The sequence below is a fragment of the Aureibacter tunicatorum genome, assembly GCF_036492635.1.
Taxonomy (GTDB): Bacteria; Bacteroidota; Bacteroidia; order Cytophagales; family Cyclobacteriaceae; genus Aureibacter; species Aureibacter tunicatorum.
On sequence record NZ_AP025305.1, the window covers coordinates 2,867,307 to 2,883,799 of the forward strand.

Consider the following 16,493-nt stretch of genomic DNA (forward strand, 5'->3'; position numbering starts at 1 on the left):
GAATCTGGCTTTTTGTTTAAATTATTTCTTTTTATTTCGTCTTCTCAGCAACCCAGTTTTTTGCATTAACAAATGCTTCAATCCAAGGCGACACTTCGTCGTTCAATCTATCTTGAGGATACTCAGCCCAGTTCCATGGGAAAATAGAACGCTCTAAGTGAGGCATCATCGCCAAATGTCTTCCATCAGCAGAGTGTATAGAAGCTACATTATAATCCGAGCCATTTGGATTAGCCGGATAAGCTTCATATCCATATTTACCAGAAATATTATACTGATCTTCAGCATATGGCAAACTAAACTTACCCTCGCCGTGAGCCACCCAAACACCAAGTCTCTGACCTGAAAGCGTTGACAACATCACTGAATCATTTTGAGGAATAGTCATGTTAACAAATCCTGACTCAAATTTACCTGACTCATTATGAAGCATTTTTGGCTTTTGCTCATGATCTTTAGCAATCAAACCAAGCTCCTGCATCAACTGACATCCATTACAAACTCCTAAGCTCAACGTATCTTCTCTCTTATAGAAATTATCAAGCGCTGCTTTTGCTTTTGGATTGTAAAGGAATGCTCCTGCCCAACCTTTAGCAGAACCTAACACATCAGAATTAGAGAATCCACCAACGAATACAATCATATTTACATCTTCAAGATTTTCTCTACCTGAGATCAAATCCGTCATATGCACGTCTTTCACGTCAAATCCTGCCAAATGCAAAGAATAAGCCATTTCACGATCGCCGTTCACACCTTTTTCTCTGATAATAGCCGCTTTAACTCCAGATTTTTCTTTTCTGTCCGCATCAATACCATATTGACTTAACTGGCCAGTAAATTTCTCAGCGAAATTATACACTAATGGTTGCTTAGTGTAGTTCTCATATCTTTCAGTAGCAAGATCTTCTCTTGTTTGTTTTTTATCCAACAAGTAAGAAGTTCTGTACCATGCGTCTCTCAAGCTGTCGATTCCAAACTCGTATACTTCATCACCTTTGCGAATCTTGATAAATGAGTCCTCCACAGGAATACCTATCATTTTGGCATCTACTCCTCTTTCAGCAAAGAATGTTTCCGCTTTTTTCTCATCAGCTACTTGAACGATCAATCCGCTATTTTCAGCAAATAACAATTTGATCAAATCATCTTCAGCGATAGCCGTAAGATCAATATCAAGACCAACATTTTGCTGAGGGAATGTCATTTCTGACAAAGCAGTGATTAATCCACCAGCAGAAATATCATGACCAGAAATCACATCACCTTGAGAAATCAAATCCTGAACAGCGTTAAACGTATTCTTGAAATAAGCTGTATCCTGAATAGTCGGAGCTTCATTACCCACTTTATTTACAACTTGAGCGAAAGTACTACCGCCAAGTTTATAAGCATCTTTAGAAAGATCGATATAATAGATAGCCGAACCTTCAATATTTCTAACTACAGGAGAAACGATTTTTTTCAAATCCTCCACTTCAGCTACAGAAGAAATAATCACTGTACCCGGAGAGTAAACCACATCATCTTTGTATTTTTGAGTCATAGACAATGAATCTTTACCTGTAGGAACATTTATTCCAAGCTCGCATGCAAAATCACTGATAGCTTCTACAGCATCATAAAGTCTTGCATCTTCACCTTCGTTCTTACAAGGCCACATCCAGTTAGCGCTTAATGACACACCTGAAAGTCTATGCGACAATGGAGCCCACACTAAGTTAGTCAAAGCTTCTGCAATAGAATTTCTTGAACCAGCTTTAGGATCAATCAATGCTGATACTGGTGAATGACCGATAGATGTACCAATTGCTTTTTCACCTTTGAAGTCGATAGCCATAGCTCCAAGGTTATTCAATGGCAATTGAATAGGCCCACAAGTTTGTTGTTTTGCCACACGGCCTGTTACAGACCTGTCCACTTTGTTTGTTAACCAATCCTTACAAGCCACTGACTCTAATTGCAACACTTGAGTAAGGTATTCAGCTAGCTTAGATTTCTCATATTGTAGTTCACCAAAAGAAGCCTTTACAGAACTATCCTTCATGATAGTCTTTGGCGGCTTGCCAAACATATCTTCAAGTTGCAAGTCTATTGGCTTCTCGCCTGTCTTTTCACTTTCAAATGTAAATTGATGATCACCAGTCGCTTCACCTACTACATAGAATGGAGCTCTTTCTCTTTCTGCTACTTTTTGAATAGTCTCAAGATCGCTCTCACGCATAACTAATCCCATACGCTCCTGAGACTCATTACCTGCGATTTCTTTACCTGATAATGTAGGATCACCTACAGGCAATTTATCAAGCTCAATCTTACCGCCTGTATCTTCCACTAGCTCAGAAAGACAATTCAAATGTCCACCAGCTCCATGATCGTGAATAGATACAATTGGGTTATGATCAGATTCAGCCATAGCTCTTACCGCATTGCATACCCTTTTTTGCATTTCAGGGTTGGATCTTTGAATGGCGTTAAGCTCAATAGAGTTATCAAACTCTCCTGTAGCTACTGAGGAAACAGCTCCTCCACCCATACCAATTCTATAATTATCACCACCCATGATGACAATCTTATCACCTGTTTCAGGTGTATCTTTTAAGCTATCTTGCTTCTTAGCGAATCCAATACCACCCGCTTGCATGATAACTTTATCATATCCGTATTTTTTATCTCCTTCAAAATGCTCAAATGTAAGCACTGAACCAGTAATCAACGGCTGACCGAATTTATTCCCAAAATCACTCGCGCCATTAGATGCTTTGATTAGGATATCCATAGGCGTCTGATATAACCAAGGACGTTCTTCCGTAGCTTGTTCCCAAGCTCTCTCTCTTTCAAGACGAGAATAAGACGTCATATAAACAGCTGTACCAGCCAAAGGAATAGAAGCTTTCCCTCCAGCCATACGGTCTCTGATCTCTCCTCCAGATCCAGTAGCTGCTCCATTAAATGGCTCAACTGTCGTCGGGAAATTGTGAGTTTCAGCTTTTAGCGAAAGAACTGTGTCAACATCTTTAGTCTCAAAGAAATCCGCTTTATCTTGTGTCTTCGGAGCGAATTGCTCAGCTCTAGGACCGTCGACAAAAGCAACATTGTCTTTGTATGCAGACACGATATGATTATGATTCTCTTTCGAAGTTTTTTTAATCAATTGGAAAAGAGAGCTTTCTTTTTCTTCTCCATCTATGATAAACTGTCCGTTGAAGATTTTATGACGGCAATGCTCAGAGTTCACTTGTGAGAAACCAAAAACTTCACTGTCAGTAAGTTTTCTTCCAACTTTTTCACTTACGCCTTCCAAATAGGCTATTTCCTCATCGCTCAAAGCCAAGCCCTCTTGCGCATTATAAGCAGCAATATCTTCAATATAGATAACTGGTTCAGGCTTCTTGTCAATGGTAAACACCTCTTGGTTCAAGCCTTCATATTTTGCTTGAAGCATTGGGTCAAACTTGGCATCCTCATCCACTAATTCAAACTCCTCAATACGAACGACACCCAAGATTCCCATATTCTGAGTTATTTCCACGGCATTTGTACTCCATGGAGTCAACATTTCTTTGCGAGGTCCGACAAAGACTCCCTCCACTGTATCTTGCTTGATTTGCTCAGCTTCGCCAAACAACCAGCTCAACTTTGACAAATTCTCTTCACCAATATTTTCCTTTGCATCCACTGCATAAAGCGTGTTGTTCACGCCTTTAAAGAATAAAATCATCAGAATTACGGGTTAGTAGGTTTAATTACTATCTTTATTTTACTGTAAAAATAGCTTTTTAAAATGTCATTTGAACAGTGTTTGTAAAAAAAATGATCTTCTAAAAACGACAAGCATCACAACCCTCTAATTTTCAACACTATAGACCTCCTGTCAAAATTGGAATATTCTTACTACAGGCACACTATAAGCAATTATCAAATCGTTTAATCTGTGTACAATAAACACATGCATACTAATGAAACATTTTTCAAAATATCTCAGTGGCATATTTTTAATCTTAGCGATGCTCTCATGCGACAAGCCTCACAAAGCTGAGAACATCAAAGTCACAAGCTTCAATATTCGCTATAGCGAAGCCCAAGACGGGCCGAATGATTGGATCCATAGACAACCCATCGTTTCACAATATTTACAAACTTCTCAAGCTGATATAATCGGCTTTCAAGAAGTATTGCAGGATCAAATGAACTTTCTGGTTGAAAATTTGGAGGGTTACGGCAGTTATGGAATAGGCAGAGACGATGGCAAAAAACAAGGTGAATACGCTCCGATTTTCTACAAACAAAGTCGTTTTAAGAAAATCAGCGAAGGCACATTTTGGCTTTCCGAGACTCCGGAAGATACTGCAAGTGTTGGCTGGGACGCTGCTTTATGCAGAATAGCTAGCTGGGTAAAGCTCAAAGACAAACAAACCGGCGACCCAATCTTAGCAATCAATACTCATTTTGACCATCAAGGAGAAATCGCACGGCAAAAAAGCGCCCAATTGTTAATGGACAAAGCCAGAGAAATCGTCGGGGATAACCCAGCAATTATCACAGGAGATTTCAATTTAACGCCTTCCGAAGCTCCATATAAAATCCTGACTTCCGAGACTGGCAATCAATTTTTTGACAGTTACTCAGTTGCTGAATCAAAAACATTAGGCAACAAGCAAACTTTCCATGCTTACGGCCATAAAGAAGGCGAGTTTTTTATCGACTTTATATTTATCAATAAGCATTTATCTGCTTTAGACTATCAAATTGATGAGGAGAGATCAGGCGACATATATATTTCCGATCATTATCCAATTTCAGCAACACTTGAAATTGTAAAATAATACGCACAAAAAAAACAGCAGAGATATCTGCTGTTTTTAAACAAGTAAATTTTTTCAGCAACTAATTAAGGCTGAGAAATCATTCTAAGCACACGCACACTTTTTGATGATTTAACTTTCACAATATAAACCCCTGCTTTAACGCTAGTCGTCGAAATACGAGCTTGCTTTCGATTAACGTCTTCTGACAATAGCAACTGTCCATTCAATCCAAATATTTCAACAGTCGCAATAAGCTCATCGCTTTCAACCTCGATAAAATTCTTAAAAGGATTCGGACTAATCAAAATTCCATTTCCTTCTGCATTTCCAATACCAAGCAATGTATGATCCATTATATTCAAAACAATTTGCGACTGGCATCCATTGGCATCAACAATGTCAAACGCATGTTCGCCTTCAGCCAAGCCCGAAATCACCAAGTTGCCTTCTTTCACATGTTCGCTTGACGTTGAAATCACATATGGCTCAGCACCTCCACTAATTACAAATTCAACTTTTCCTTCGTTATTTTCAACATCCAAATGAGTTATTATATTATCAAATGCAAACTCAGGATCAGCAATTTGATCAATGGAGAAATCAAAATCGCCATACGGACCAAAAGCATCACTTACCGAAACACTTTGATCACCAGCTTCAAACTCCTCTTCGGAATCAAAAGAGCTATCATTTCCATTGGACCAAGACAAGCTCAAATCATTCAAGTCAGCTGAACTGTTCGCTTTTTCAACTATTAATTTTGCTTTCCCTAAGTTACCACAAGCCACTGAAGACAACACATCCACACCTTCGATATCATAATCGCCTTTAACTTTCACATTGAAATAAACAGAGTCCGCTGCTTGGCAAAGATTGTTTTCTATTTTATACAACAACTGATAATCTCCATTTTCAAAACCATTGTCGCTCGGGAATTGACCTCCATTCATATATGATAATAGATCGCCTTCGCCTGTTTCGCTCCAATCAGTTACGATAATTTGCTGTCCTGTTTGGCTATTAGTCAATTCTCTTTGTGAAGCTGGAACACTCAAGTCCAACAAATTCTCATTCAATTCTTCATCAATTTCTGATCTAAAAATCTCAAAATCGATCACATCACCTGCCACATCAATGTCTCCCCCAGCATGCAAAGTATTGTCATGCACTCTAACAATAAAATTCTGAGTCACTCCAGTGTTGTTCGTATAATTCTCGAAATAAGTGAATTCATATTCCGCTCTTTCAGCTGTCGAAATGTTTATTCTATCTCCTGACTGATTCAACTCTGGGTTTTCAGTAAAATCCCAACCATTTTCGCTAATCTGCGTGCTAAAACTCATATTTTTGATAGGCACATCCGGAGAAAAGTTCATTTTGAATCTAAACAGATAACCATTATCACGTTGCACATTATCAGAAATTCTCAATCTCCAAATACCATTTACCGAACTTCCCGCTAGGTTAACAAAGTCCTCAGCGCTTTCAAACTCAGTAAACTCTTCATAGCTATTATCATAAGTTACTCCTCCTCCAACAAAATCCTCATTCCACAACTCTATCCCTTGCTGATCCTTCCAATAATATGTATATCCATTCCCGCTTTGAGGATTGGCATTATCTTGATCTGTTTGATTACCGTTTTGATTAAAAAAATATGGCTCGCCAAAATAACTTCCATTTTGATCATTAGGTAACAGCAAATTGATTGTTTCGCCATTAGGAGCTATCAAATCAATAGCCAAATCACCTACATACGAATGCTCAAGTTCTATTTCAACACTTTCCAAATCCCCAACTCCCATCGTATAGTCAGCGTCAAAGCAGTTGATCAAGGTTGAAGCGTAAATCTCAACACCTGTGCCATCTGGAATGAACACCTCTGAAGCATAAGCATAAGATTCACATTCTCCAGTTATATGTTCTTCGTTCATTGGTTGTTTGATAATTTCCAAATCCTCCCCTACGCAAACATCTATTTCAGAATTAGGCAATGAAAATACTGGTTTCTGGTCTTTAACCACTATTTGCTGATTAACTGGGTTTGTACTAATACATTCGAATAGTTCCTCTGATCCGCTAGCTGTTCCAATATTTTGATCTTTGATAAACAACTCAATATTATATACGCCCGATTGATCAAAGATATGATTTATCTCATTCTCGCCTTTTTGGCCTGTCGAACTCCAGTTACCAAATCCAAAAAACCATACAAACTCGGAGTCATCATCGCTTTGCTCATAAGTATTATAATTGTTAATCGGATTCGTCGCATCAGCCTGATTCCCATAAATACCCTCAGCAGAAAATGTCAATTCATCACCCTTTGTGATAAATATTGGCTCACCCAAAACATACTCTTCTCCCGAAACAGCATCTCTTATACTTGTAACGTTCGATTTAATACTTTTACAATTAAAAGTACAGTCTAAATTCAAATCGATACTCCCCCCGTTATTTGCATTGTTATTAGTTGTCCAAACAATGGTGATGCATCCTGAAGGATCTTTAGATTTTACAAGAAAATTAACCATCTCATCTCCTTCAGCCAACACTTCTCCATTATCATCTTCCCCTGAGTAAAATGACAAAGTGTTTGCACCTCCATCATTATCAAAAAAAGTATTAGCGGAAATCAAAGAATAGAATCCTGCGTTTTTCTCTTCAGGGCATACAGTGAATATGTATTCATTATAATCCCCGTTTTCTCTGACTCCCGAGAGAGTTCCATTGCATGTATTGGCCTCGTAATCAATCAAAATATCAAAATTTTGAGATTTAGCCAAAAGACTCATAAGCATAACGCTCAATAGTAGTAGTGAATGTTTCATCTTTTGAAATTTGTTGTTTGAATCAATCCCTGAAATTAAATAATAATACTCAAATATATTTGTATTATTTTACTTTGAAATAATCAATAAAGATTTATTTTTGATACTATTTTGATAAATAAATTATTTTACAAGAATTCAACTCATGTTTATTATTGAAAAAGTAAAAAATAATAAAAACAAACATTTCCCAACTAAATGCTTGCCAGTTAACTCTCAGTTATGTTAACATTCCACTCTTTTCAATAAAAACATCACAACTTGATAAAATCATATTACACCCATTAAAAAGAAAGCTTGAAAATAGCTGTTCATATTGATTTGCAACATTGTGCCCTCCCTGTCTGTTGACATGATGTGAGAGATGAGTTCAGCATAGGGAAAGATCAAAAATCAAAAAAGAAAATGTTTAACCAACATTCCAATGGTCTTTCCATACCGCCTCCTGAGCACGACAAATTCCCACAAATATATCCGTCTGCGGATTTCAAACCGCCAACAGCCTCGATTTCTCTCGAAGAAGAAATGAAATATTGGGAAAGCCTATCCATTGAAGACCTTGACGACTTACTTTCTCAACTTCCCGAAGACAATCATGAAGTTTCGGAAGAAGAGTTGGAAAAAGAGCTGTTGGAAATAATTGGAGACGAGGATCTCTCAGAAGAAGACCTCATGATAATGGAGCTGGAGAAAGAACTCAAAGGCTCCGCAGAAGAATCCATTCCTGACTTAGATGATGAGTTCAAAACGATTGAAAGAGAAATACAACAACACCGAGCCTCCCAATTGCCCGAGTTAATCAAAGGCTTTAGAAAACAACGGAAATCCTTGCGAAAAGAAATCAAAGGCCTAAAAAGCATTAAGCAAAAAAATAATCCTGAGCTTACTGGATTCTCTTCTCAAGACCGTCAAGCGCAGATAGATCAGGCAATTCGAGACTCAATGAAGAACTTCGATGAATTAGGGAGAATAAAAACAGCTATGAAACAAGAGTTAAAAGCCTTAAAACAAAAAAAATCAAATTCATCAAAATGGGCTAAAAAGGCAAAAATGATTGCAAAATCCATTAAAAACATAAGCTCCAGAAGCACAAGAGCTTAATTAAAAATAAAAAACGCTCTTCTCGTATTTAAAAACGAAAAGAGCGCTTAGACTCTTAAATAAAATTTATCACCTGTTTTTCTCAAGAATATAATTAAGCACCTTTTGCATCAAGTGAACTCTGTCCTTTCCTCTCACATTATGCTTATGTCCCGGATAAACAAAATAATCTAGAGGAATTCCTTCATCCACACAACTTTTAACAAACAACAAACTATGTTGCACCACCACAACATCGTCATCCAAACCATGAATCATCAATAAGTCACCCTCAAGCTCTTTTGCCTTATCAATCAGATTTGAATTGGCATATCCAGCTGGGTTATTCTCTGGAGTATCCATATACCTTTCCGTATACATTACTTCATAATACTTCCAATCGATTACAGGACCACCCGCAACTCCGACTTTAAATGTGCTCGGTGACTTTGTCATCAACGTAGTTGTCATAAACCCTCCGAAACTCCATCCATGCACTGCCAGTTTTTCAGTGTCCACATACGGCAGAGAAGCTAAATACTCCACACCTGTCAATTGATCCACAGATTCTATTGTTCCCAAGTTCCTAAATGTCGCTTGTTCGAAGTCCCTTCCTCTATTTGCCGTTCCTCTATTATCCAAGGTGAATACTATATAGCCTTTCTGAGCCATATATTGCATCCAAGGAGAAATTCCTCCACCAAAAGTATTTCTAACCAATTGCACATTTGGTCCGCCATACACATACACCAATACTGGATATCTTTGATTTTCATCAAAGTCAACCGGCTTGATCATTCTGCAATTTAAAACAGAGCTATCCGTCGCTTTCAGCTTATGGAACTCGATATCGCCAATTTCATAACCTGCATATGGATCCGGCGCATCCAACAAGGTCTTAACAACTTTTTTCTCGGATTGAACTTCTTGTTTTCTTGGCACTTCCAAAGAAGAAAAGTTCGTCAACAAATGATTATTGTGCTTATTAAGCTCTGCATGATAGGTACCGCTCTTCGTTGTCAAATCCTTCGATTTTGAATTCGACAAAGTCGACTTGATTATTTTTCTATCCAAACCATCATTCGCAGTAGCAATAGCGTACACATTTTTGCTTCCCAAATCAAACCCTAAACATTCGGTCACAACCCATTCTCCTTGAGTTACTTGATTAAGCAATTTGCCAGAAGTATTATATCTATAAATATGATTATAGCCATCTCTCTCGCTCATCCATATGAATTCGTTTTTTCTATTCGGAACGAAAGTGATAGGATGAAGAGGTTGAACATATTTCTCGCTGCTTTCCTCGAAAATGGTCGAAATCATTTTTCCAGACTGAGCATCATATTGTTGCATTTTCAAGAAATTCTGATCTCTATTCAAAACTGCTACATAAAGGTATTCGCCTTCTGGCCCCCAAGCAATATTCGTCAGATACTCATTATCCTCTCCAACACCCGTCTCCAAATATATCTTCTCGCCAGAATTCACATCATAAACACCAATCGTAACTGACTCATTCGTCATGCCAGCCATAGGGTACTTGAAAGGCATTGCCGTAGCAGGACGCGTATCGATATTCAACAACGGATAATCCGTCACCTCTCTTTGGTCATTTCTATAAAACGCCAGCTTATCGCTTTCTGGAGACCAAAAAGTTCCTTTGTGTATGCCAAATTCATTTCTATGGACAGATTTGCCATTGACTATCGCTGGACCCTTATCGTCCGTGATCGCTATTTCATCTCCATCTTTCATGATGAATAAATTATTGGCTTTTGTATAAGCCAACAAATTTTTAGCCGGTTGATAATCCTTATCCATCGCTGACTTATCAATTCTCATCACTTTGTACAGCCTAGAATCCTTAACGCTATAGTTGTAAAAACTATCTCCTTTTTCAAACCAAAAATTATTGGAGTCCCACCAATTGATTTTCGGGAATCTCTTCATAGAGTTCAACTCCACGAATTCTTTTTTCAAATCATCAAGCCTACACAATACTTTATCTGAAGATGATTTCGCATTTCCAGTAAACAAAACCTCTCCATCCACATAATAATAGGAACTGGAGTTAGGCACCCAATGAAGCTGCGCAAGTCGTTTCGGAGCCAAAGCTCGACCTCTTTGCATTACGGCAGTCTCCAAAGTCAAATCTTGAAGCTGTTGAGCTGATACCGACAGCACGCATAATAGCATCACTATCATCAGCATCCCTTTTCTTCTCATCATGATTTCAATTAGTTTGCATTTATTAAATTAAAAATAATACTTTCAAATTTCACACCTTTATTTCAGCGATTCAACGAAATCCAAACATTCAAAAATAGTATAATATTTTAAATAAAATAATATCACATCATTATATTCGGGCATTTTGTCTTCGCTTAACTGGCTATATTTTAGCCCTGTCAATTGCTTATAAATTATAAATACGCTATATTTGCGAACTGTTTAGAATAACATAATTTAATAAAACTGTTATGACATTGAAAAACTATGAGACGGTATTCATCTTGACTCCCGTTTTGTCTGAAGCTCAGACAAAGGATACTGTCGAAAAATTCGTGAAAGTGTTAGAGAAAAACAATGCTGAGATCATCAATGTAGAATCTTGGGGACTTAAGAAATTGGCTTACCCAATTCAACATAAGTCAACTGGATCTTACCACTTTGTTGAGTTCAAAGCTACTCCTGATACGATCGCAGCTTTCGAAACTGAATTCAGACGTGACGAGACAGTTATGCGTTTCTTAACAACTGTTCTTGACAAGCACGCTCTTGCATTCAGCGAAAAGAGAAGAGCTGGTATGTTCAACAAAAAAAAGGAGGAGACTAAATAATGACACTTATCAACGAACCAATCAACAGAGGCGAGAACAAAAAGAAATACTGCCGTTTCAAAAAGCACGGTATTAAGTATGTAGATTACAAAGATGCCAACTTCTTGCTTAAATTCGTGAACGAGCAAGGTAAAATCCTTCCTAGAAGAATCACTGGTACTTCTATCAAGTATCAAAAGAAAGTTGCTAAGGCGATCAAAAAAGCGAGACACCTTGCTTTGCTTCCTTACGTAACGGATTCATTGAAATAGGTCGATAACCATTCTGGCAATCAAAAATTTTAGAATTAATTTTAAAATGGAAGTAATCTTAACACAAAATATCAAAGGACTAGGATATAAGAACGATATCGTTTCTGTTAAACCTGGTTACGGAAGAAACTACCTAATCCCTCAAGGTTTTGCTATCTTGGCAACAGCTTCGAACAAGAAAATGGTAGAAGAAAACATCAAGCAAGCTGCTCACAAAGCTGAAAAAATCAAAACTGACGCTCAAGAGCTTGCTAACAAAATCGGTGAAACTAAACTTACTATCCCTACAAAAGTTGGTGAGAACGGTAAAATCTTCGGTTCTATCACTCCTCTTCAACTTTCTGAGAAACTTAGAGAGCTTGGTTTCGATATCGACAGAAAGCAAATCTCACTTGACTCTGACGCTAAGTTTGTAGGCGAGTACGTTGCTACTATCGATCTTCACAAAGAAGTGAAGCACGAAATCAAAGTTGAAGTAGTTGCTGAATAGTCTATTGCTGCTTCAAAATAAAAAAGGGATTGTCAAAATTGACAATCCCTTTTTTTTGAAGCATTTTCCATAATCAAAATTTTGCTCCTGCTTTTCTAAGCATTTCTATTACTTTATTCATCTTTCTCTCTGAATTAAATGATCTAAAAATTGGATATTCATTGATCGACGTAGCATCGCAACCAATTTTTATCAAAAATTTCAATACATCTATACGACAAGTGTACGAAGCACTTAGTAAAGCATTTTTCCCCTTATCATTTTGCAGAAAATCTACGCCCATAGCATACATTTCTTTGATTATATCCAAATATCCATCGCAAGCAGCTTCATTAAAAGCTATCGTCTCATTTTTTTTGTGCCAATAAAATTTGCTATTTATATCGAGTCCTGATTTCAATATTTTAAAAATCAAATCTTTATCCACTCCAATACTATTCGCAGCTTTTTTTATATTAATATTCATTAAGCTTGCAATTAGTGCGTTCAAACCTTGATCGTTTGTATAAGACAGATCAGCTCCATTTTCGATCAAAAACCTTATTATTTCATTCTGACCTAAAAAACAGCTTCGAATTAATAAAGACCAATTTTTTCCGGCATTATATGTACGGATATTATATTCAAACTCAGATTTAACATTAAAACCATCAGTATTTATTACAGCCTTTTTAAATTCCTCCAGAGTTGCATCACCTTTAATAGCATAACGATCTAGCAAAGCAAATAAATAATCATTATGTTTTTTGAGTTTGACATTAAGAGTGCTATAAATATTTTCGTAACCTATTTTACCTTTTATATTATCTAATATTTCGAAAATTTGAAATGCTGACAGCGATAAATAAATTGAACTTGAAAGTAAATCATGCTTTAATTCAGAATCAGATAAAGAGATAATACAAGATTTTAATATTTTAGGATCCGAAATGATTTCTCCATCTTTTTCAATAATTAGTCGATAAATTAAATTCTCTAACTTCACATTATTTAATTTACCCAAATTAGAAAGAATATATTCTAAACATTCTCTATTAGAATATTTTACTGCTTCCAATATTAAATTGATAGCCCATTCTTCGTCATTTAACAAATCCTTTTTAGCTATTTCAATTCCTGTATCAAACAATCCTACCGCTTTGAAACAAAAACTCTCATGCTTTAAAAGCTCCTCAATATTTACTCTATATAATAAATCAGCAAAACCCTCTAATCCATTTTTATAAGCAATTTTTGCTTCATTATTTATATCGTCACAATCAAAATCATAATCATCGTATGAATACCATTTTTGTCCTTTATAGTAAAGTATACTTTCTGATGTTGTATACTTTAGAATTGTCAATTTTAAAATACTTATTAATTGACTGATTTTTGATTTATCAGTATAATTTTCTGGGTTTAACTCTGCCATGGAATTTAATGCAACCAATAAATCTGCATAATAAATATCAGACAAATTATTACAAAGCCATTCCATCATATTTATTGATGAATCCTTAATCCCCAGATTATAATAATAAAATGTATATTTAATCAGTTCATTCCAATCAAAATCATCAGATTCAGAAGATTTTAACTCTAATAATTTTTCATCAATTAGATCATTCGCATTCTTTAAGCACATTTTAAGTAATCTATCAATCCAAATAAAGGAAAAATCATTACGTCTTAAATAATAAAGTCTATCGCAAATGAGCTGGTAATCATGAAAATTTTTAGCCACATTAAAGGCTTTAAAATAAATACTTTTTACTTCTTCGCGTGCACAGCCCCTCCATGATAATTCAGTAGCAATTGAAATAAAATCTGATGAATTTGAAGCGCTATTAATTCTATTCAAATACTTTTCAATCATAAAGCAAACAAGTTGAACACTTCAATTTCAAATACCATAATCCCTCTCCACCTTGCAAACCCTCGTGCGATAACTTTGGTACCACTCGCTCTTGCCCTTTTCTTGAGCTATTCTGTGTTGCAAGTTTTGTTTCCATTTCAATATCGAAGCCTCGTCTTTCCAATAAGAAACAGTAATCCCTACCTGCTCCCGAGCACTTTCCACTCCTAAAAAACCTTCTTGCTCGCTTGCAAGCTTCCCCATCAACTCAGCCATCTTGCCATATTCCATTCCATCGTCATCCACTCTTACAGAAGTGAAAACCACCGCGTAATATGGCGGTTTTGGCGTGTTCGCGATCAACTCATTACTCATCATCATCTAATTTTATTCTTCAAAAAATCTCTTCATATCCATAAAATCAAGCCCCAGACAATACCAATCGGCCTTGATTATTGTACTCTATCATCCTTGTCTCAAGCAAATTGGTTATTGCTTTTTCAAAAGCTTTTTGATCATCAAATTTCACGCGACCGGAAAGCGCAGAGATATCCAATGCACCCTTGCTCAGCTCCAACATTATTCTCGTTTTGATCACATCAAGATCTGCCATGATGCTTTTAGTTGCTTTTTTTTCCTCCACGCAAACATCACATATACCGCAAACCACATTAGACTGCTCTCCAAAATAACTCTGCAATTGCAAGGATCTGCACTTTTCATCATTTTGAAAGTACTTGACAACAGCCCTTCCCTTGAACTCAACTTCTTTCTTCCTTTTTTCATAGGCAGTCAAATCAAGACTCAAGCTATTTGCTTCTTGCCTTTGCGTCAAGTAAGTAATTTTAGGTTGATTATTATTTGGGATATAATCTATAATCTGGCGCTCGTGCAATTGCCTTAGCAAACTTCTAATATCCCTGACAGACTTTTGCAACAAACTAGCTAGTTGGCTTTCCGATATTTTCTTGTAATCCGTAAATAGCTCTCCTCCATAAATTCTCAACATCGCCTTAATCAACAAATCAAACATTTCATTGAATAACTGAAATTCATACAATGCTTGATTCGACACTTTTATAAACAACTTGGAAGGGTTATTATATGCTTCGTTGAATAAAATAAGATTTTGCTCTTCGAGTTTCTTCAAGCTTTGAAAAACCCCATAAGGCTCCAAATGATACAAATCACAAAAATCAGAAATATCAAAGTCATAAGAAGCCATAAAACTGCTCCCCACAGCCACTTTGAAATAATTTGCCAAAAACTGATACGTCTTTTTCAATTCATCAATTTCAGGATACGATTTTCCAACCATATCAAGCATTCTTTTTGCATCATAATCAGTCGCTAATATTACGGCATAAGCTTTTTTCTCATCTCTACCAGCTCTTCCAGCCTCTTGATAGTATGCCTCCAAAGTATCCGGCAAATCCAAATGCGCAACAACCCTCACATCTGGTTTGTCTATTCCCATACCAAATGCATTGGTCGCCACCATCACTTGGCTGCTCCCTGAAATCCATCGTTGTTGTTTAATTCCTCTTTCCTCAGGCAACAAACCCGCATGGTAAAAATCCGCATTCACCCCGTATGAAACCAAATAATGAGCGACTTCTTTGCACCTTTTTCTGTTGCGTACATATACTACTGCTGAGCCTTTTACTTTACTAAGAATTTCGACCAACTTTCTTTCCTTATCAATAGTTTTTCGCACAGAGTAAGACAAATTCTTACGATAAAAGCTCTTGAAAAATATCTTATGGTTTTTGAAATTCAACTTCCCGCAAATATCCTCTCTTACTTCTTTTGTAGCCGTGGCTGTAAGAGCGATCACATTCACCTCCGGGAAATAACTTCTGAACTCTTCAATCTGCAAATATGAAGGTCTAAAATCATATCCCCATTGACTGATACAATGCGCTTCGTCAACAGCGATTAAGCTTACATTCATTTGCTTAGCCCGCTCAATAAAAAGTTCCGTTTTCAACCTTTCCGGAGACACATACAAGAACTTATAATCGCCATATTTGCAATTATCCAGCGAAACATCTATTTCTCTTTTAGTCATACCTGAATGGATCGCAACAGCTCTAATCCCCCTCTTTGTCAATTGATCAACCTGATCCTTCATCAAAGCGATCAAAGGACTAACTACTATGCAAATTCCTTCTTTGCACATAGCCGGAACTTGAAAACAAATAGACTTCCCACCACCAGTAGGCAGCAATGCTAAAGTATCTTTCCCCGCCAAACAGTAATTGATTATTTCCAACTGCAAGTCCCTGAAAGAATCATAGCCCCAATACCTCTTCAAAGCTTCCTTGGGCTTCATCATATCCTCAGATTTTAT

11 protein-coding genes are annotated in these 16,493 nt (G+C 36.8%); 5 read left to right on the forward strand and 6 right to left on the reverse strand.

The annotated features are described in order from the left end of the window. Positions 1-31: 31 nt before the first annotated feature. Positions 32-3,721 carry a phosphoribosylformylglycinamidine synthase gene (gene purL, locus AABK36_RS12215; protein ID WP_309938678.1) on the reverse strand — a complete coding sequence of 1,230 codons (3,690 nt, stop codon included), beginning with the start codon at positions 3,719-3,721 and terminating at the stop codon, positions 32-34. 238 nt (positions 3,722-3,959) lie between these two features. On the opposite strand from purL, the gene AABK36_RS12220 reads away from it, so the two are divergent. Then, entirely contained in the window at positions 3,960-4,826 is an 867-nt protein-coding gene (locus tag AABK36_RS12220; RefSeq protein ID WP_309938677.1) for an endonuclease/exonuclease/phosphatase family protein, read from the forward strand. 65 nt (positions 4,827-4,891) lie between these two features. Here the strand turns inward: AABK36_RS12220 and AABK36_RS12225 are convergent, their stop codons facing one another. Continuing rightward, the gene (locus AABK36_RS12225; RefSeq protein ID WP_309938676.1) at positions 4,892-7,639 is read right to left on the reverse strand and encodes a T9SS type A sorting domain-containing protein; all 2,748 of its coding nucleotides are present in this window, start codon (positions 7,637-7,639) and stop codon (positions 4,892-4,894) included. 405 nt (positions 7,640-8,044) lie between these two features. Here AABK36_RS12225 and AABK36_RS12230 point away from each other — a divergent pair, with 405 nt between their 5' ends. Then, entirely contained in the window at positions 8,045-8,740 is a 696-nt protein-coding gene (locus AABK36_RS12230) for a hypothetical protein (protein ID WP_309938675.1), read from the forward strand. 69 nt (positions 8,741-8,809) lie between these two features. On the opposite strand, the gene AABK36_RS12235 is transcribed toward AABK36_RS12230, so the two are convergent. Then, positions 8,810-10,951: a S9 family peptidase gene (locus AABK36_RS12235; protein WP_309938674.1), complete on the reverse strand. Its 2,142-nt coding sequence runs from the start codon at positions 10,949-10,951 to the stop codon at positions 8,810-8,812. A 251-nt stretch (positions 10,952-11,202) separates the two neighbouring features. Here AABK36_RS12235 and rpsF point away from each other — a divergent pair, with 251 nt between their 5' ends. Genes rpsF through rplI form a run of 3 tightly spaced genes read left to right on the forward strand, consistent with a single transcriptional unit; the run spans position 11,203 to position 12,303 of the window. Beyond that, on the forward strand, positions 11,203-11,562 hold the full coding sequence (gene rpsF / locus AABK36_RS12240) for a 30S ribosomal protein S6 (RefSeq protein ID WP_309938673.1): 360 nt from the start codon (positions 11,203-11,205) through the stop codon (positions 11,560-11,562). After that, entirely contained in the window at positions 11,562-11,813 is a 252-nt protein-coding gene (rpsR, locus tag AABK36_RS12245) for a 30S ribosomal protein S18 (protein WP_309938672.1), read from the forward strand. The genes rpsF and rpsR overlap by 1 nt, the downstream gene beginning before the upstream one ends. A gap of 46 nt (positions 11,814-11,859) precedes the next feature. Then, positions 11,860-12,303 (forward strand): 50S ribosomal protein L9, encoded by a 444-nt coding sequence (gene rplI / locus AABK36_RS12250; RefSeq protein WP_309938671.1) that lies wholly within the window; start codon positions 11,860-11,862, stop codon positions 12,301-12,303. A 73-nt stretch (positions 12,304-12,376) separates the two neighbouring features. On the opposite strand, the gene AABK36_RS12255 is transcribed toward rplI, so the two are convergent. The 3 genes from AABK36_RS12255 to AABK36_RS12265 are packed head-to-tail and all read right to left on the reverse strand — an operon-like array spanning position 12,377 to position 16,478. Further along, the gene (locus tag AABK36_RS12255) at positions 12,377-14,161 is read right to left on the reverse strand and encodes an ankyrin repeat domain-containing protein (protein WP_309938670.1); all 1,785 of its coding nucleotides are present in this window, start codon (positions 14,159-14,161) and stop codon (positions 12,377-12,379) included. A gap of 27 nt (positions 14,162-14,188) precedes the next feature. Further along, on the reverse strand, positions 14,189-14,521 hold the full coding sequence (locus tag AABK36_RS12260) for an antibiotic biosynthesis monooxygenase family protein (protein ID WP_309938669.1): 333 nt from the start codon (positions 14,519-14,521) through the stop codon (positions 14,189-14,191). Positions 14,522-14,561: 40 nt separating this feature from the next. Next, positions 14,562-16,478, reverse strand: coding sequence for a RecQ family ATP-dependent DNA helicase (locus AABK36_RS12265; RefSeq protein ID WP_309938668.1), 1,917 nt, complete (start codon positions 16,476-16,478; stop codon positions 14,562-14,564). Positions 16,479-16,493 lie beyond the last annotated feature (15 nt).

What these genes read in the sequence shown, in the direction of transcription:
- AABK36_RS12230 (WP_309938675.1), top strand. Translation starts at nt 8,045, where the DNA reads ATGTTTAACCAACATTCCAATGGTCTTTCCATACCGCCTCCTGAGCAC.
- rplI (WP_309938671.1), top strand. Translation starts at nt 11,860, where the DNA reads ATGGAAGTAATCTTAACACAAAATATCAAAGGACTAGGATATAAGAAC.
- AABK36_RS12235 (WP_309938674.1), bottom strand. Translation starts at nt 10,951, where the DNA reads ATGATGAGAAGAAAAGGGATGCTGATGATAGTGATGCTATTATGCGTG.
- AABK36_RS12220 (WP_309938677.1), top strand. Translation starts at nt 3,960, where the DNA reads ATGAAACATTTTTCAAAATATCTCAGTGGCATATTTTTAATCTTAGCG.
- purL (WP_309938678.1), bottom strand. Translation starts at nt 3,721, where the DNA reads ATGATTTTATTCTTTAAAGGCGTGAACAACACGCTTTATGCAGTGGAT.
- rpsF (WP_309938673.1), top strand. Translation starts at nt 11,203, where the DNA reads ATGACATTGAAAAACTATGAGACGGTATTCATCTTGACTCCCGTTTTG.
- AABK36_RS12260 (WP_309938669.1), bottom strand. Translation starts at nt 14,521, where the DNA reads ATGATGATGAGTAATGAGTTGATCGCGAACACGCCAAAACCGCCATAT.
- AABK36_RS12225 (WP_309938676.1), bottom strand. Translation starts at nt 7,639, where the DNA reads ATGAAACATTCACTACTACTATTGAGCGTTATGCTTATGAGTCTTTTG.
- AABK36_RS12255 (WP_309938670.1), bottom strand. Translation starts at nt 14,161, where the DNA reads ATGATTGAAAAGTATTTGAATAGAATTAATAGCGCTTCAAATTCATCA.
- rpsR (WP_309938672.1), top strand. Translation starts at nt 11,562, where the DNA reads ATGACACTTATCAACGAACCAATCAACAGAGGCGAGAACAAAAAGAAA.
- AABK36_RS12265 (WP_309938668.1), bottom strand. Translation starts at nt 16,478, where the DNA reads ATGATGAAGCCCAAGGAAGCTTTGAAGAGGTATTGGGGCTATGATTCT.